Annotated in this window: 15 protein-coding genes and 1 CRISPR repeat array; of the genes, 3 read left to right on the forward strand and 12 right to left on the reverse strand. The window is 63.7% G+C overall.

The window, feature by feature from the left end; translation table 11 throughout:
- The first annotated feature begins 22 nt into the window (after nucleotides 1–22).
- A CRISPR array of direct repeats spans nucleotides 23–478; the repeat unit is 28 nt.
- Between the two features lie 266 nt (nucleotides 479–744).
- The 5 genes from LWF01_RS14500 to LWF01_RS14520 form a co-directional block, all read right to left on the reverse strand.
- Complete coding sequence (locus LWF01_RS14500; protein ID WP_349638072.1) at nucleotides 745–1,335, reverse strand: cupin domain-containing protein; 591 nt, start codon at nucleotides 1,333–1,335, stop codon at nucleotides 745–747.
- A complete protein-coding gene (locus tag LWF01_RS14505) occupies nucleotides 1,332–2,732 on the reverse strand; it encodes an NAD(P)/FAD-dependent oxidoreductase (protein ID WP_349638073.1) in 1,401 nt (466 codons plus the stop codon). Before LWF01_RS14505 ends, LWF01_RS14500 begins: the two co-directional genes overlap by 4 nt.
- Before the next feature lie 137 nt (nucleotides 2,733–2,869).
- Nucleotides 2,870–3,535, reverse strand: a complete 666-nt coding sequence (locus LWF01_RS14510) for a TetR/AcrR family transcriptional regulator (RefSeq protein ID WP_349638074.1) — start codon at nucleotides 3,533–3,535, stop codon at nucleotides 2,870–2,872.
- 70 nt (nucleotides 3,536–3,605) lie between these two features.
- Nucleotides 3,606–4,298, reverse strand: a complete 693-nt coding sequence (locus tag LWF01_RS14515; protein ID WP_349638075.1) for a M23 family metallopeptidase — start codon at nucleotides 4,296–4,298, stop codon at nucleotides 3,606–3,608.
- Nucleotides 4,299–4,426: 128 nt separating this feature from the next.
- Nucleotides 4,427–5,053, reverse strand: a complete 627-nt coding sequence (locus LWF01_RS14520; RefSeq protein ID WP_349638076.1) for a TetR/AcrR family transcriptional regulator — start codon at nucleotides 5,051–5,053, stop codon at nucleotides 4,427–4,429.
- A 58-nt stretch (nucleotides 5,054–5,111) separates the two neighbouring features.
- Here LWF01_RS14520 and LWF01_RS14525 point away from each other — a divergent pair, with 58 nt between their 5' ends.
- The gene (locus LWF01_RS14525) at nucleotides 5,112–5,519 is read left to right on the forward strand and encodes a RidA family protein (protein WP_349638077.1); all 408 of its coding nucleotides are present in this window, start codon (nucleotides 5,112–5,114) and stop codon (nucleotides 5,517–5,519) included.
- 130 nt (nucleotides 5,520–5,649) lie between these two features.
- On the opposite strand, the gene sigJ is transcribed toward LWF01_RS14525, so the two are convergent.
- A complete protein-coding gene (sigJ, locus tag LWF01_RS14530; protein WP_349638078.1) occupies nucleotides 5,650–6,585 on the reverse strand; it encodes an RNA polymerase sigma factor SigJ in 936 nt (311 codons plus the stop codon).
- 381 nt (nucleotides 6,586–6,966) lie between these two features.
- On the opposite strand from sigJ, the gene LWF01_RS14535 reads away from it, so the two are divergent.
- Nucleotides 6,967–7,269, forward strand: a complete 303-nt coding sequence (locus tag LWF01_RS14535; RefSeq protein WP_349638079.1) for an antibiotic biosynthesis monooxygenase family protein — start codon at nucleotides 6,967–6,969, stop codon at nucleotides 7,267–7,269.
- 64 nt (nucleotides 7,270–7,333) lie between these two features.
- The gene (locus tag LWF01_RS14540; protein ID WP_349638080.1) at nucleotides 7,334–8,299 is read left to right on the forward strand and encodes a helix-turn-helix transcriptional regulator; all 966 of its coding nucleotides are present in this window, start codon (nucleotides 7,334–7,336) and stop codon (nucleotides 8,297–8,299) included.
- 172 nt (nucleotides 8,300–8,471) lie between these two features.
- Here the strand turns inward: LWF01_RS14540 and LWF01_RS14545 are convergent, their stop codons facing one another.
- From LWF01_RS14545 to LWF01_RS14570, 6 genes are all read right to left on the reverse strand, one after another.
- A complete protein-coding gene (locus LWF01_RS14545; RefSeq protein ID WP_349638081.1) occupies nucleotides 8,472–9,737 on the reverse strand; it encodes an MFS transporter in 1,266 nt (421 codons plus the stop codon).
- A gap of 315 nt (nucleotides 9,738–10,052) precedes the next feature.
- Nucleotides 10,053–10,811: an SAM-dependent methyltransferase gene (locus LWF01_RS14550; RefSeq protein WP_349638082.1), complete on the reverse strand. Its 759-nt coding sequence runs from the start codon at nucleotides 10,809–10,811 to the stop codon at nucleotides 10,053–10,055.
- A 53-nt stretch (nucleotides 10,812–10,864) separates the two neighbouring features.
- Nucleotides 10,865–11,836, reverse strand: coding sequence for a D-2-hydroxyacid dehydrogenase (locus tag LWF01_RS14555; protein WP_349638083.1), 972 nt, complete (start codon nucleotides 11,834–11,836; stop codon nucleotides 10,865–10,867).
- 10 nt (nucleotides 11,837–11,846) lie between these two features.
- The gene (locus LWF01_RS14560) at nucleotides 11,847–13,298 is read right to left on the reverse strand and encodes an MFS transporter (RefSeq protein WP_349638084.1); all 1,452 of its coding nucleotides are present in this window, start codon (nucleotides 13,296–13,298) and stop codon (nucleotides 11,847–11,849) included.
- A 60-nt stretch (nucleotides 13,299–13,358) separates the two neighbouring features.
- Nucleotides 13,359–14,705, reverse strand: coding sequence for a M20 family metallopeptidase (locus LWF01_RS14565; protein WP_349638085.1), 1,347 nt, complete (start codon nucleotides 14,703–14,705; stop codon nucleotides 13,359–13,361).
- Nucleotides 14,702–15,988 (reverse strand): aminotransferase-like domain-containing protein, encoded by a 1,287-nt coding sequence (locus LWF01_RS14570; protein WP_349638086.1) that lies wholly within the window; start codon nucleotides 15,986–15,988, stop codon nucleotides 14,702–14,704. Before LWF01_RS14570 ends, LWF01_RS14565 begins: the two co-directional genes overlap by 4 nt.
- Nucleotides 15,989–15,990 lie beyond the last annotated feature (2 nt).

Raw genomic sequence — 15,990 nt, forward strand, 5'->3', positions numbered from 1 at the left:
GCGCCTGAACACCCGAAACGACGGATCATCCCCGCTCGGGCGGGGCAGACGGCAAGGTCACACTCTACAACTGCTACCAGCTGGGATCATCCCCGCACGGGCGGGGCAGACGATGCCATCCCCTTGATGACCGGGGGGGAAGAAGGGATCATCCCCGCGCGGGCGGGGCAGACATCTCAGCCATTTCGCTCAGCGGGATCTTGCCGGGATCATCCCCGCGCGGGCGGGGCGGACCACAACCGGTCGTCAGAGATCGTCGCCTGCTCGGGATCATCCCCGCGCGGGCGGTGCGGACTATTACTACGGCCTGAATAGCTGGTCCGAGCCGGGATCATCCCCGCGCGGGCGGGGCGGACATCTCTTGCTGCGCCCATAGTTTCGCGGTCTTCGGATCATCCCCGCGCGGGCGGGGCGGACACGGCATCCTGCACCGAAAAAACTTGCCGGAACGGATCACCCCCGCGCGGGCGGGGCGGACACTAATTGACCAGGGTGTTTACCGGCAAGCCTCATTAAACAGCATCACTTTCAGACGACCTCTTATGTCGTCGTGATCGCTTGCCGCGGTTTCATCCGACCACACCACGGCGGCTAATAAAAGGAACTGGTAGAGCAGACAAATTCTGGCCAGATCTGAGTAGAACGAATGTTGGATACGGCAGTAGATTCGCGGTTAACCGGTGCCGGGCCGACCTCAGAAGCGACAAAACCGTTCCACCGCACCGTTCCCGCGCCGGTGCTCGCCTACCCGACGGGCGTGAGATACACCTTGCGCAGCGGCTCGGTTACGGTCCACCAGGTCTGTGTGCCCGCCGCCAACCGGACGATGTCGCCCGGTTTCAGCGACAGCGTCTGCTTACCTTCAGCGTAGGCGGGCCCGGCACCGGCAGCTAGCCGGGTGGTATCGCCTTCGCTGACGGCATCGCCTTTGCCAGTAGAACCGTTGGCAGAACCGGCACCCTCCCCGTCGACGATCTCGACCACGGCGCGGCCACTCAGCACAACGAAAATTTCGTCCGCCTCGACGTCACTCATCGTGCCGACGGTCATCTCCCAGACGCCGACTTCCAGGCCCTCGAACTCGGCGAGGTCCTGGGCGGCGGTCTGCGGACGCATCCTGCCGCCCACGACCGCGGCAGCACCGGCATCCGAGGCACCGTCGCCTGAATCTTTTGTGGCGTCTGGCAGTTGCCCCGGGGGCACGTCTCCGTATTGCATCCGGAGCTCGAAGGCATTGCCAAGCACGGCGTTGCCCGATCCGCCCGTGCCCAGCACGGCGCTACCCGATCCGGCTGCACGCACCGCGGCATTGTCCGATCCGCCCGCCGCGCTCATGAGTCGAACCCCATGCCGACCGCATCCAGGGCCTTGAGCAGCGGGCCGCGCTTGCCTTCGTTTCGATCCGCCTTGATCATGGCCTTGGTGGTCAGCTTGATCCCGATCCAGGCCAGCGGCTCTGGAGGGAATGGCAGCGGCATCTTGCGCACCATCTCAAGCTCGGTGAGCTCGGTCTTCTCGCCTGACAGCAGGTCGAGCATGACCTTGGCTCCGAACCTGGTCGCCCCTACGCCGAGACCGGTGTACCCGGCGGCATATGCCACCCGGCCCCCGTGCGCCGTGGTGAAAAAGGAGAAGAACCGGCTGCAGGTGTCAATCGCCCCGCCCCACTTGTGCGTGAACTTCAGCCCGGTCAGGGTCGGGAAGGTCTCGAAGAAGTGTTCGGCGAGCGTCTCGAAAGTCTCCGGGCGCTGGTCGTATTCCGCCTTGAGCTGGCGGCCGAAGTGATAGACGGCGTCGTAGCCACCCCACAGGATCCGGTTGTCGGCCGTCAGCCGGTAGTAGTGGAACTGGTTGGAGACATCTCCGATACCCTGCCGGTTCGACCAGCCGATCGAGGCTCGCTGCTTGTCGGTCAACGGCTCCGTCATCAGGGCGTAATCGTAGACCGGCACGGTGTGCAGTCGCGTTCGTTTGAGCAGCGACGGAAAGACGTTGGTCGCCAGCGCAACCCGGTCGGCCTGCACAGAGCCGGCATCCGTGGTCAGGGTAATGGAGTTCCGGTCCGCACCGAGATCGCGGACCGCGGAGTTCTCGTACACTTCGACGCCGAGCTGCCGGCAGACTCGCAAAAGCTCCCAGACCAGCCGCGCCGGGTTGACCATTGCTGTGCCCCGCTTGTCCCAGATGGCGGCCTTGTAGGTCGGCGACTTCACCTCGGCTGCCAGTGCCTCGCCCTCGAGGTAGATCAGTCCTTCGTCCGGATCGGCTTCCGCTCTCAGGTCGGAAACCTGATAATCCTCGGTCGCGACATCGAGCGAACCGGTGCGTTCGAACTCGCAATCCATGTCGTATCTGGCAACGGCGGCCTCGATCTCATCGAGGTTCGCAACGCCGAGTTGCTTCAGTTCTTCGGCTTCCTTCGGAAAATGGCTTTCACCGTTCGAGTCGCCATGAGTCAGGCTCGCCGCGCAGAAGCCGCCATTACGCCCGGAGGCGGCCCAGCCAACTGTGGCTCCCTCGAGCAGCACCACCCGACGGGACGGGTCACGTTCCTTGGCGATGAGTGCCGTCCACAACCCGGTGTAGCCTCCGCCGACGACAGCCAGATCCGCCGTTACCCGCCCTTCAAGGGGCGGAAGTGGCTTCGGGCGCTGCGGGCTGTCCAGCCAGAACGGCACGGTCGATGCCGCGCTGAGCGCTGCGTGAACGTCGGGAGCGGGATTCTTGTGCATGGGATTCCTGATCTGTTGATGCGGCTTCGGCGATGTCGTAGGCCAGTGGCTGTATTACGCATCTCGATTGGAATCAAGCCAACCATGCAGAACGTGCGTAGTCAACGGTGTTGACTACGATTGTTGAGTCGGTGCGATTAGCGTCGGTTCAGCTGTTCTGCCCGGTGAGCAATGGCCGACAGCATCAGCTCGAGCGCGAGTTCGAAGGTGGGGTCCTCCTCGATGTCCGGGAGATAGGGCGCCGCGGCCGCAATCCGTGGGAATTCACGCTGATCGGCAAGCGCATACTCCTTGCTCCATGCTCCGACATCCTTGGCCTGCTGCTCGGCGGACATCACCCGGAATCCGGCGTCCAGCCCGGCGAAAGCCAGGTTCAGATCGTCGAGCACCCGATAGAGCCTGGAGGCTTCGGCAGGCTCGAATCCGGCCTTGGCCAGCGCGTCCAGGATGGTCTCAACGATCCGCATCTCCCCTTCCCGACGCGTGACCCGAATGGTTCCGATGATGGCGGCGTGCGGATGCGCCATGTACACCGAGCGACTCCGGCGCAGCAGCTCCCGAATCGTCTGCATCCAGTCCTCGCCGGGCACGAATCCGTCAAGCGCCTCCTCCATCAGACTGTCGGCAATCGCGAGGATCAGCTCGTCCTTGTTCCGGAAATGCCGGTAAAGAGCCGTGGGGTCGACGCCGAGGTGCTTGCCGATCCTACGGAATGTCAGAGCGGCCGGACCCTCGTCGTCGAGCATCTTCAGGCACTCCCGAACGATAAGGTCGGCCGACAGGGTGCCTCGCGCTGTGCTCATGAGCTAGGACTATCACAACCGAATGACGTCCCGATCAGCACGCCGTGGGAGACCATGCCGGATGGCGAGACTACGGCGGCGGGATGGGCGGTGCGAGTGAGCTGACGATTGCCCGCTCCGCAGGTACGCCTAGGTCGATGTCGTCGACCGTTCCTGGCGTTGATCCCCACTGCCGATAGCGAGTAAATACGACCGGCACACCCTGGGCGAGATGAATGTCGGCGCTGTCCATCACCTGCAGATGCACATGTGGTTGGGTCGAGTTGCCTGAGTTGCCGCACTCGGCGAGCGGCTGGCCCTTCGCCACTTCATCGCCGATCCCGACTTGCAGCGACCCAGCTCGTAGATGCACCAACGCGACGAACATTCCGCTCACCCGGTCACGAATCACCAGCCGATTGCCGGCGAGCGCGTTCGGCCCCTGCCGCAGCCTTGCAACCTGCCCCAGGGCGTACGGAATCAACGCCAACTGTGAGCGTCGCGCCCTGTGGTCGAGCTCTCCGTCATGGGTTTGCACCACGATGCCACCCACCGGGGCCAGGATGGGCAGACCGAAACCGAAAAACCTCTCCGGCGGCTCGGTTGACAGAGCCGTTCGCCAATCACGCGTCGGCGCCGTCCTGCCGAGCTCATCGACCGCAACGAAGTCGATCGCGTACCGCTGGCCGAGCACGTCGAGGCCATGACTGGGCACACGCCGTGCCGGGGTGTTCTGCACCAGCCATTGGCCGTCAAAGGGCAAGGCAACAGCGACTGCGGACATCCATCACACCTTTCCTTTTATGCGACGTAATTCTCGACGATACAGAGGCTAGATTGAATCGGAGTTGCGCCGGCCTTGCCGACGAGCGAACCATAACAACTCTCGCAGCCACGAACCGGTTGGCGCTGTCAGCCGCGCGCACCGAGCCCACGTGCCCAGCCGCGCCCCAAGGACCGTCTGGCTACTTCGGGACCGTCACCAGCGGCTTGGTATAGGCGTGCCAGCCCGCTGGTCACGATGGGCTCGACCCGCTCGAAGGGCAGGACTCCGGTCACGAAGAGCATGCACGCGCCGTGGCCGAGCATCCACAGTTCGTTGGCGAACGCGACAGCATCGATGCCGGCGTCAAAGCGTTCGGAGTCCAGCGCCCGCTGCACCGTGTCGATGATGTGTTGAAGGGTGGCATCCGCCGCTTGGCCATCTGGCAGCGGCAGCGACCCGTCAAACATCAGTGCATATAGGTCAGGGCTGTGCCTTGCCGATGCCGCGTACGCTGCCCCGGCGGCAGCCAGGTCGCTGACGGGGTCGTCGGTCGCAGTCAGGGCCGCCAGACGAGAGGCGAGCCGACTGAATCCCTCCTGCCGAACCGCGCCGAGCAGACCGGACATCCCGTCGAAGTAGGTGTAGACGGCCATGGTCGACACTCCCGTCCCGGCGACGAGACCACGCAGACTGATGGCCTCGCGGCGGGCGAGCATGCCTGCAGCTCGTTCGATCAGCAGGCTACGGACTTCAGGACGGGACGGTCGGACCACTTGACTATTCTATATCAGCGTTATGGAATGGCAGTACTGTCGCATAAGAGAGGCCATCATGCCGGTTCAACTGCTCAATCCGTCCACTCTGCCCCAGCCTGAGGTCTACGCCCAGGTATCGGTGGCCGAGGGCTCCAGACTGGTGTTCATCTCAGGCCAGGTGGCACGCGACGCCGACGGCACTCCCGTGGGCCCCGGCGACCTGGCGGCGCAAGCCGAACAGGCTTACGCCAATGTCCACGCGGCGGTCACGGCAGCAGGTGGGTCGTTCGACGACATCGTCAAACTGACGATCTACGTCGTGGACTGGGAGCCGGGCAAGATGGCCCAGCTCGGCGAGGGCGCAGTACGGGCAGCTCAGCGGCTGGGCATTGACCTCGTGCGGCCCATCACCCTGCTGGGCGTCGCGGCCCTCGGTGAACCTGATCTCCTGATCGAGGTCGAAGCCGTCGCCGTCCTACCCTGACCCTGCGGCAGAGGTCGGCCCAAGTGGTACGCGCCGACCGTACTGACGACCCCCACAGCGTTACTCAAGGCAAGGCACTGCCCGGTCCTTCCGTGGCATCTCGATGCGGGTCACAAAGTAGGACCCTGGCCTACTCCCACACTCCGAGTTTCTCGGGGTTGCGGACGGCCCAGACATGCTCGACTCTGCCCTCGAAGGTTGAGGCGAGGGTGATGACGGCCAAGGCGCGTCCCTCACCATCGGTCGCGATCAGTCCGGCCTCCCCGTTGACGAGTTCTTCGCGGACGATGAGGTCGGGTTGTCGGTCGAATACGCCGAGGAAGAAGCGGGCGATCGTCTCGGGGCCGTGGAGTGGTTCGATCGATGCGGATACGAGGCCGCCGCCGTCGGTGATCGCCGTTGCGTCGGGGTCGAGCACGCCGATCAGAGTTGCTAGGTCGCCGGTCTGCCAAGCCGCTTTGAAGGACCGCACAACTTCCGCGTGGGCGCTGGGGGCGACTGGGGTGCGTTGCTCTTTCCGCACTCGGCGTCGCGCTGAGGATGCGAGTTGACGGCAAGCGACCGGTGAGCGCCCGACGATCTCTGCGACTTCGGGAAAGGTGTAGCGGAACACGTCGTGGAGGACGAATGCGACCCGCTCGGCAGGCGTCATCGATTCGAGCACGACCAGCAGTGCCATCGAGACTGATGCGTCCAAGCTCACCCGATCCGCAGGATCCTCCGGGCCGCTGTGTGCGGAATGGCTGTTCCATATGCCTGGCACGGGTACGGGTTCGGGTAGCCATTCGCCGACGTACTGCTCCCGGCGGACACGAGCAGAGCCCAGCATGTCGAGGCCGATCCGGCTGGCGGTTCTGATGAGCCAAGCTCGCGGCGAAGAAATCTCGGCTCGTTCGTCTTCGGGGAGCTTATACCAACGAACATAGGTCTCCTGCACGGCATCCTCGGCATCAGCGAGCGAGCCCAATAGCCGGTAGCTCAGGCCGAGAAGCACGCTACGTTCCTGGACAGCATCGACGAGCTGAGGTGGATCCACCGTCCGGTTACCTGTGTCCTTCGCCATCATGCCTTCTCTCCGGTCCGAAGTCGCGAGGTGAGGATGGCGGGGCCACCCCTGAGTCGCCGAGCGTCCACCGACTGTCCTTGTGAGATAGACGAGATTGCGTCGCCAAGTGTGAGCCAGCCCCCCGTTGGCCGAAGTTTCCTCACGGTCATCCTCGCGGGCAGTCCATGCGGCCGCAACCTCACTATTGGTCTCGTCCGGTCGGAGGCATCGGATAGTTCAGCACGGGTGACCGGCCCGCCTCACACTCCGATCCGCTGCCTCGTCTACTCGTTAGGACGGCCACACTGCCGTCCCGCCGGAGCGCCTTGAACCACGACGCTTCGGACCCGTGACCGCATACAGCGGCGCACGGAAGCCGAACCAACGAGAAGGAGGCCGGGAATGTCGAACCCCGTCACATTCATCAACGTCATCGACGTGGAACCGTCCAAGCAGCAGGAAGTAATCGACGTACTGAACGAGGGCACCGAGAAGGTCATGTCTCACCGCCCCGGATTCATCTCAGCCACGCTCCTCGCCAGCGCCGACAAGAGCCGCGTCATCAACATCGCCCGCTGGGAGAGCGCCGACGATGTAAGGGCCACCCAGAAGGAACCCGCCGCCGCGGAGTACGCCAAGCGCACCGCCGCGATCGCGAAGGCCGGCCCCGGGCTCTACAGCGTGGTGGGCGAGCATTCCGCGTGAGCCGGCTCGGTTCGCCCACGGAATAGGACGTAGTTCGTCCTGAATAGCTGCCAGACTTATACGCATGTTGGAAACTACGGCACGCCTGCTGCAGCTGTTGGGACTATTGCAGACCCACCGGGAATGGTCCGGCTCGGAGCTCGCCGGCAGGCTCGAGGTAACCACGCGGACGATTCGGCGCGACGTCGAATGTCTGCGGCAGCTCGGCTACTCGGTGCATACCAGCCGTGGCGCTCAGGGCGGCTACCAACTGGGCGCTGACGCGGTGATGCCGCCACTCCTGCTGGATGACGACGATGCGGTTGCGATCGCGGTCGGGCTGCGATCCACCACCCACGGCGGCGTGACCGGCATCGAGGAAACGTCGGTGCGGGCGCTGGCCAAGTTGGAACAGATCATGCCCGAACGATTGCGTCGGCGGGTCCGGGCCCTGCAATCCTTCACGGTGCACATGCCCGGCCACGGCCCCAGCGTCCAGGCGGAGGTCCTGACCGAAATCGCAACCGCCTGCCGCGATGAATTCCAGCTGCGGTTCAAGTACCTCGACTATCACGGCGAAGAGACGTCGAGGATCGCCGAGCCATACCGGCTGGTGACACGGTCCACTCGCTGGTACCTCGTCGCCTGGGACGTGCGACGAGAGGACTGGCGGAACTTCAGGGTTGACCGGATCACCCTCTCACCTCCGCACGGCCGCCGTTTCACCCCACGCGAGCTGCCGGACGAGGACATTGCCGGTTACGTCGCCCGCGGCACGGCGGTCAACGCCTGGACTTGCAAGGCAACCGTTCGGATGAACACTCCGGCCGAGGAGGTCGAGCGCTGGGTTCCACAGGGATCGGGGATCGTCACCCCGGTCGATGACGCCAGCTGCACGCTCCAGATCGGTGGCAGCAGTTACCAGACCATGGCGAACTGGCTGGGCTGGTTCGATGCGGACTTCGAAGTGATCGACTCCCCCGAATTGCGCGAGGCTCTGACGACACTTGCCAGGCGCTTCCACAATGCCGCCGGTCCAACCGAGCCTTAAGCTCGGTCGCGGCGGATGCGAGGCTCGCGCGGCGGCGGCAGCAGGCCGCGAAGTCAGACCAGTGGCAGGCCGCGAAGTCAGACCAGTGGCAGGCCGCGAAGTCAGACCAGTGGCAGGCCGCGAAGTCAGACCAGTGGCAGGCCGCGAAGTCTGTGTCAGCACGCGCGCGCATTCAGACCGGGTTCTGACCTACGGTTCGCGTTCTGCGCGGGGATTCCGGCAGCAGTGCATTGATCACGCCGAGGACCAGCAGCAGTGCGGTCGCGGTCAGCACCGCGAAGTACGCCAGATGATGGCCACCGGACTCCGCGATGCTACCGACGATGGCCGACGATACGGCCTGCCCGACGATGACGCCGCTGGTGAGCATCGTCATCACGGTGGTCGTGCGGCCGCGGGGCGACTCCTTTGAACCGATGCTGAACAGGGTGACAAGCGATGGGCCGATTCCGCATCCAGTCAGCAGCAGCACGGCGACCATTGCCGGCAGCGAGGACACCCAGGGCATGACGGCCGCTCCTGCAACGGCGACCGCGGCGAAAATGATCCAGCGCCGGCGGAAACTGAAGCTTTCCGGCAGCAGCACGACGGCCATCGCCATCACGGCGGAACCGATCCCCATTGCGCCGTAGATCATGCCGGTCTGCGATTCCTCGGCGTAGACACCCATGAAGGCGGTGAGCGAGGTCAGTGTCGAGCCGAAGAACAAGCCGACTGCTGCCATCCCGAGCACCGGCAGCAGCACCTGGGGCCGCAGCAGGTCACGACCCGGGGCGGACGCCGCGCGGGATTCAATGCCGCCGCTTGCGAAGCGTGCTGTGCGGTGCAGGGCGAAGGCACTGGTGAAGACCAGGGTCAGCCCTGCCGCAATCACGATCGGCGCTCCCGGGCTGATCAGAAAGGCAAGGAATCCGACCAGAACGGGGCCGAAGACGAAGACGAGTTCGTCGGCCATCGATTCATAGCTCATCGCGGCACTGATCGGCTTGTTGACTCCGGCACCACTGAATTTTTGCGGAATCATCGATAGCCAGCGCGCGCGAACCATCGAGCCGACCTGCGGAGCGGTGATACCGACAGCAAATGCCGCGGTCAGAATCCAGAGCAGATGGGCGTCGACGTACACAAGCACGACGATCAACACCAGGCTCAGGGTGTTGGCAATTGCACACCACAGCACGACCATCCGCTGGCCGAGGCGATCGGCCAGCGCTCCGACGAACGGACCGAAGATGGCTGAGCCGACGCCGACCACACCCGAGGTGATGCCAGCCTCGGAGTACGAGTCGCGAACCGTCGCGACCAAGGTGAGTACGCCAACCACGGACATCGCGAAAGGCAGGCGGCCAAGAAAGGCGATTGGGAAGTAGGAACCACCCGTGAGGTTGATCAGTGAGCGGTAGGTGCCTTGGGGCTTAACAGCGGTAGAAATATTCATCAGAAAGGTCCAACAAAACTAAGCGCCCGTCCCACCCCCGAAGCGCCGACCCTGGATGACTGTGCCCAAGTCTACCGGCTGCGCGGATAATTCGGGGCGATTACTGCTGTGAGACTGGTCGCCTGTGGACCTCGCGCGCGAATCTGGTTTTCGGGCGGTAGCCCGGCCGGCACCGTCACGCGCGGCGCGGATGTGCCTTGCCCCTTGACCACACTTGCAGGGTCTAACACGAGAATGCTGCTGACAATAAAGGCTGTTTTCCAGACAAAAATCAGGGCTACTTTCGTTTGAATGATCTTCGGCCCGCCTCCCTCGCTAGGCTAGCGTTGGGATCAAAATTAGATACGCAAACCCCAGCACATCTCGGTGCCCGCGGAGCCAAATGGACCTTTGGCTATCGAGTTGCTGTTTTACCGCTATCGCTTCGGGATGATCCGGGTTAGCAGCTAACCAGATTTCTCGGTCCGCCATATGACCTGTCTCGTAGTCTTCCCACTCATTTCGAGTAATTGTCTCGATTTTCATTGGCCTGAACCCAGCAGAAATCGCCTCGTCAACGAGTTCGGCCAAGGACTGGCAATCAGTAACGGCTGTCCCGTCCCACAATTTGCTTAGTTGCTCTGGTGTGGGCGTTTGTTCCCAGTACTCTGCCCCGAACATCAAGCAACCACCTGGCAACACGAGCTCCCGCAATCGCACAAGAGCTTCGGCAATCGTTCCGAAGGCTTGAAACGCGCCGATGTTGATGACGACATCCGCTGAGGTAGTGAACTCAGAGGCATCACCGTGGATAAGTGAAACACGCTTATCGATGCCGCGCGCCGTGGCGGTTCGTTGAGCCCTTACGATGTCTGGCTCATGGAGATCGATGCCTTTGCCGACCGCTTCTGGAACTTTCGCGGCGATGCGCAATAGAAGCTCTGCCCAGCCGCAACCCAGATCTAGAATTGTCATCGGTTTCCGAGCGATAAGTATCTCCAGCATCCGATCGGCCCGCTCGGCACTGAGTGGTGAATTGAAGGTTAGGTGCTTCCCAGAACCTGCAGGCGGTGGGCTGATCTCTGGAATTGTCATACCCATCAATCTACCTACGCTCTAACAAAAATGGGCGCGAATTTCGCCCACTCCTACTGCGGAACGAACCCCAGCTTCTTGTCGACGACGTTCGAAAGTTTGCCGTCGCCGATGTAATGCGCGAAGTTGTCCGTGAACTGCACCGACAGTCGTTCCAGCCATCCCTTGGCATCCCCGCTCATATGCGAAGAGACCAGCACATTGTGCATCCGCCACAGCGGATGATTGGCCGGGAGCGGCTCGGTCTCGAAAACGTCCAGCGCGGCGCCGGCCAGCTTTCCGCGCTGCAGCGCGGACACCAGGGCATCGGTATCCACGCTCTCGCCGCGCCCGACGTTGATCAACCGTGCCTCTGGCTTGAGCGCCGCAAGGACGTCGGCATCGATCAGGTTGCGGGTGGCGTCTGTCAACGGCGCCACGTTCACGAGATAGTCGGCCGAGCCGACGGCGTCCACCAATCCGGACGAGGAATGCACGACGCCGAAATCTGGATCGCCATCCCGCGCCGCGCGACCGGCGCCGGAAACCCGCATGCCGACCGCCTTCAGCAGGCGGGCAATTTCTCTGCCGATCGCGCCGGTTCCGACGATGAGCACCGACTGGTCGTCGATCCGCTCGGTCTCACGATGCTCCCACTCGAATCGCTCCTGCCTGCGCACCGAACCATGGATGTCCTTGGCGAAGGCCAGGATGCTGCCCAGCACGAACTCCGCGATCGGCCGGTCGAAAATGCCGCGCGCATTGGTGACGATGACGTTGCTCTCGCGCAGCCCGTCGAACAGCAGCTTGTCGACGCCTGCGGCCGCGACCTGCACCCACTTCAGTGAATCGGCGTGCTCCCAGACGTCGGCAAGCGCGGATGAGAAGAAATCCCAGAGGAACAGCACATCGGCACCCTGCAGCGCCTCGGCCAGTTCCTCCGTTCGGGCGTAGCGCACCTCGGCAGCGACTTCGACCGGCTCCATTCCTACCGGCAGCTTGTCCTTGTAGAGCACGACAACCACTGGACGCGATGTCTCGGGCACGGAAATAGTCCTATCCCTTGTATCCGATGGGTTCCACGCCGGTAAGGGCACGGATCTCGTCGTCCTCGCCCGGGCACTTGTCGCCGCGAAGCGAGCGACCGGCCGTTTCCCGCATGCACAGGATGGCGATGGTGCCGATCACGCCGGCAGCAACGAGGTACCAGCCCGGGATCAGTTTCGATCCGGTGATCTCGATCAGTCCGGCGACGATCGATGCCGAGGTTCCGGCGAACAGTGCGGTCGCGACGTTGTAGCCGATGGCAAATCCGGAGTACCTGACCTGGGTCGGGAACAGCGCCGGAAGCGTGGAGGACACGGACGCGACCAGAATGACCAGCAGCAACCCGAGGATGGCCATGCCCACCGTCTGCAGGAACACGTTGTCCTGCTGAATCAGCAGGAAGGCCGGAACGGACAAGACAACGTAGCCGATTGATGCCGTGAGCAGCAGCGGTTTGCGTCCGACCCGGTCCGAAAGCCGGCCGATCGGCGAAATCACGATCATCATCACCAGCATGATGCCGACCAAGGTGAGATTCGACTGCACGACATCGTGCCCCAGCGTCTCGGCCAGGTAGGTCGGCAGGTAGGTCAGCACGAGGTAGAACGCGATGTTCAGCAGCGTGACGAAACCCATCAGGATGAGCAGCTGACGCCAGTAACCCTTGATCAGGTCGATCAGTGCTCCGGTGGCCTTCTTCTCGGTCTTCTCGGATGCCGCGGCCTCGGTGAAGACATCGGACTCATGCAGGCTGCTCCGTAGGTACAGCGCGATGAGGCCGAGCGGGATGGTCAGCAGGAACGGCAGCCGCCACCAGCCGGCCAGCATGCCTTCCTCGCCGACGATAGCTGTCAGCGCGGTGCACAGGATTGCCGCGGCGCAGGTGCCGGCCAGCGTGCCGAATTCCAGGAAGGAACCGAAGAACCCGCGCCGGTTGTCCGGGGCGTGCTCGGCCATGAACACCGCCGCGCCGCCGTATTCGCCGCCGGCCGAGAATCCCTGCACGATACGAAGCAAGAGCAGCAGGATCGGCGCCAGCACCCCGACTGTATCCATTGTCGGCAGGATGCCGATACAGGCCGTGGCGGCGGTAATCATCAGGATGGTGAAGACCAGGACCTTCTGCCGGCCGATCTTGTCACCGAGCGGCCCGAGGATGAAACCACCGAGCGGCCGGAACAGGAACGAGACAGCGAGCGTTGCGAACGTCGCGGCGATGGCGTAAGGCCCGTCTCCGAAGAAGAGCTGGGAGATGTAGATCGTCAGGTACCCGTAGATGCCGTAATCGAACCATTCGATCGCGTTGCCCATGGCCGAACCGGCCACAGACTTTCTGACCACCTTCTTCTCTTCGACGCTCATCTCGTTGATGTCGGTGAGGATCGGCAGTTCGTCGGTGCGGGGATCGCGGGTTGTCTGGGAGGTGTTCAGGGAACTTGCTGAACTATCGTCGGTGGTCATGAAGACTCCTGATAAGCGTTGGGTGCGCGCGCGGAACGTGCGTGGACTAACTGCTTTGTCCTAGTTGGATCCTTGTCTCCTGTTCGGGTCGATCATAAGTCTGATACACATCAGGGCGTACGCCTTGGCGGCATGCTCGAGTTCGGCCAGGCTCACCGACTCATCCGCGCGATGCGCCTGATCGTTGAGCCCGCCGGGGCCCATCACTATCGTCGGAACGCCCACATCCCTGGCGATGAATCCGCCGTCACAGGCTGCTGTCCAACCGCCGACCTCGCTGGCACCGGCACCGACATCGGCCAGCGCCGTCACCGCCGAACGAACCAGCGGATGGTCGGCATCCGTGCGAAAGCCCGGCATCTCCATCGTGACGTCGACGCGTACCTCGATGCCATCGGTGTCGATGCCTTCAGCATGGATCTGGCTTATCAAATCCGCAGCAACCGTCTGGGCATCCTCATCAGGCATCAACCGGCGGTCGATCGATATCCGGCATTCGGCTGCGACAACGGAGGTTCCGATGCCGCCGGATATCTGGCCGACATTCCACGTGCCGGCGCCGAGCAAGGCATCGGCACCGGCCCGGCGTGACTCATGGTCCCGACGGGTGATGTCGATAATCCGTGCCGCGGCGTTTATCGCGTTGCGGCCGTCATCCGGCCTGCCGGAATGCGCCGGCCGGCCGGTGACGGTGACCTCCAGGTAGCAGTCGCCGCGGCAACCGATAACCGTTGAAAGGTCAGTAGGTTCAGCAACGATACACGCCTTGAACTCGCCATGCGCAACTGCCGGAGCGAATGCGCGGATGCCGAGGCCAAGGTCTTCCTCATCCACGGTGCATGCCAACTGGACGGGTCCGGGCAGCCCGATTTCCGCCTCCTGCAGGGCCGACATCGCCACGACGATCGCCGCCAGGCCGCCCTTCATGTCGGTCGAGCCGCGACCGAACAGCCGAGCCCCGTCGACGTAGGGCTCGAACGGTCCCCTGGTCCAGCCGTCGCCGGCCGGCACAACGTCCGAGTGGCCGAGAAACATCACCCCGGGCTCCCCCGCGACCTGACCAGGGAGGGTCGCGGTCAGGTTGGGCCGCCCAGGAGCGATCTCATTGATCTCGACGGTGAGTCCCTGGTCACGACAGGCAGCAGCGAGCACCTGCACGGTTTCCGCCTCGGTGCCGCCAGGGTTCTCGCCGCCCGCGCCGATCAAGTCGGCTGCCAGCGCGAGGATGCGGGCGACGTCGATCCGGTCGAGCACCGCTCGTTCCTGCTCGGTGAGCGGCATGGTTTCGTCGCGTGACTGCGTCTCTGGTCGCGGCGGGGACGCCGGCTGCGGCTCCGTCTCTGGTTGCGGCGGCTTAGCGCGTGGCGGGGTGGCGCGCCCAGCGCCGGCTGCATCTGGCATTGTCATCGAACTGCGCGCGGACCAGCCGTCGCACCATCACGCGCAGCATCCAGGGCGTGCGTCAGGCGCTGCACCCCGACGTCGATCCGTTCCGGAGTCGAGGAGGCAAAGCAAACCCGGAGCGCGTCGTCGAACTTACCCCCGGCCGAAAGCGCCGGGCCAGGAATGAAGGCAACGCCTGCGGCCAGCGCCGTCTTGAACAGCTCGCTGGTGGAAACCTTCGCATCCTCGCCCTGCAAGGTGACCCAGAGGAAGAATCCGCCATCGGGGTCGGTTGTTGTTACCCGGTTGCCAAGGTGTCGCTCGATACTCGTGAGCATCGCTGCCTTACGCTCCCGGTACACGCCCTTCAACGAGCCCAGGTGGTCGTCGAGCTTGCCTCGCCGGATGTACTCGGCGATGAGCTGTTGCGCCGGAACGTTGGTGCAGGTGTCCATCGCCTGCTTGGCGTGGATGACCAACTGGCGCATCGAGGGATCGGCCTCGACCCAGCCGACCCGGAGTCCGGGCGCCAGGATCTTTGAGAACGTCCGTACCGAGAACAGCAGCGGATTGTTCGGCGAGAGCTGCTGGAAGCCCGGCAGATCCTCACCCTCGAAGCGCAGGAGACCGTATGGATCGTCGTCGATGATCACGGCGTTCCACTTGGTCGACAACTCCAGCAGCAGTTCGCGGCGAGCCAGTGAAAGAGTCGTGCCCGACGGATTCTGGAAATTCGGGATGACGTAGATAGCCTTGGGCGTCCGGCCGGCCTTCTCGACCAGTTCGGGAAGCGCCTCGACGATCAGGCCATCGTCGTCCATCGGCGCCTCGATCAGCTCGGCGCCGTAGCTCAATGCGGTTGCCGAACCGTTGGTGTAGGTCGGGCTTTCGACGATGACCAGGTCACCGGGATTGATGAAGAGCTTGCAGGCCAGATCGAGCCCCTGCATTCCGCCGGCAGTTATCGTCACCCGCTCGGCAGCGGTGGGGGCCGCCGTGGTGCCGAGGTACTGCACCAGTTGGTCGATCAGCACCGGTTCGCCTTCGGTGGCGCCGTAGCCCAGCGTCCCGGCGTTCATCCGTCCGGCGATGTCGTTGAACTCGTCCACCGGTATCGCCTCGTCTGCGGGTGATCCCATCGCGAAGCGCACGATGTCATGCGTCTGGGCGGCGAGCAGCGAGGTCGAGGAATCGATCACCGAGCCGACGAGCTGATCGGCTCGGGCGGCAAGCGGAATGCCAAGCCGGCCGGCGGCATCCACAGCTGGCGTCTTTGGCGTGGGGGTGGTGATGGAGATTGAGGTCATGA

Origin of the sequence: Saxibacter everestensis (assembly GCF_025787225.1) — a bacterium.
GTDB lineage: Bacteria > Actinomycetota > Actinomycetes > Actinomycetales > Brevibacteriaceae > Saxibacter > Saxibacter everestensis.

What these genes read in the sequence shown, in the direction of transcription:
- LWF01_RS14500 (WP_349638072.1), bottom strand. Translation starts at nt 1,335, where the DNA reads ATGAGCGCGGCGGGCGGATCGGACAATGCCGCGGTGCGTGCAGCCGGA.
- LWF01_RS14505 (WP_349638073.1), bottom strand. Translation starts at nt 2,732, where the DNA reads ATGCACAAGAATCCCGCTCCCGACGTTCACGCAGCGCTCAGCGCGGCA.
- LWF01_RS14510 (WP_349638074.1), bottom strand. Translation starts at nt 3,535, where the DNA reads ATGAGCACAGCGCGAGGCACCCTGTCGGCCGACCTTATCGTTCGGGAG.
- LWF01_RS14515 (WP_349638075.1), bottom strand. Translation starts at nt 4,298, where the DNA reads ATGTCCGCAGTCGCTGTTGCCTTGCCCTTTGACGGCCAATGGCTGGTG.
- LWF01_RS14525 (WP_349638077.1), top strand. Translation starts at nt 5,112, where the DNA reads ATGCCGGTTCAACTGCTCAATCCGTCCACTCTGCCCCAGCCTGAGGTC.
- sigJ (WP_349638078.1), bottom strand. Translation starts at nt 6,585, where the DNA reads ATGATGGCGAAGGACACAGGTAACCGGACGGTGGATCCACCTCAGCTC.
- LWF01_RS14535 (WP_349638079.1), top strand. Translation starts at nt 6,967, where the DNA reads ATGTCGAACCCCGTCACATTCATCAACGTCATCGACGTGGAACCGTCC.
- LWF01_RS14540 (WP_349638080.1), top strand. Translation starts at nt 7,334, where the DNA reads ATGTTGGAAACTACGGCACGCCTGCTGCAGCTGTTGGGACTATTGCAG.
- LWF01_RS14545 (WP_349638081.1), bottom strand. Translation starts at nt 9,737, where the DNA reads ATGAATATTTCTACCGCTGTTAAGCCCCAAGGCACCTACCGCTCACTG.
- LWF01_RS14550 (WP_349638082.1), bottom strand. Translation starts at nt 10,811, where the DNA reads ATGACAATTCCAGAGATCAGCCCACCGCCTGCAGGTTCTGGGAAGCAC.
- LWF01_RS14560 (WP_349638084.1), bottom strand. Translation starts at nt 13,298, where the DNA reads ATGACCACCGACGATAGTTCAGCAAGTTCCCTGAACACCTCCCAGACA.
- LWF01_RS14565 (WP_349638085.1), bottom strand. Translation starts at nt 14,705, where the DNA reads ATGACAATGCCAGATGCAGCCGGCGCTGGGCGCGCCACCCCGCCACGC.
- LWF01_RS14570 (WP_349638086.1), bottom strand. Translation starts at nt 15,988, where the DNA reads ATGACCTCAATCTCCATCACCACCCCCACGCCAAAGACGCCAGCTGTG.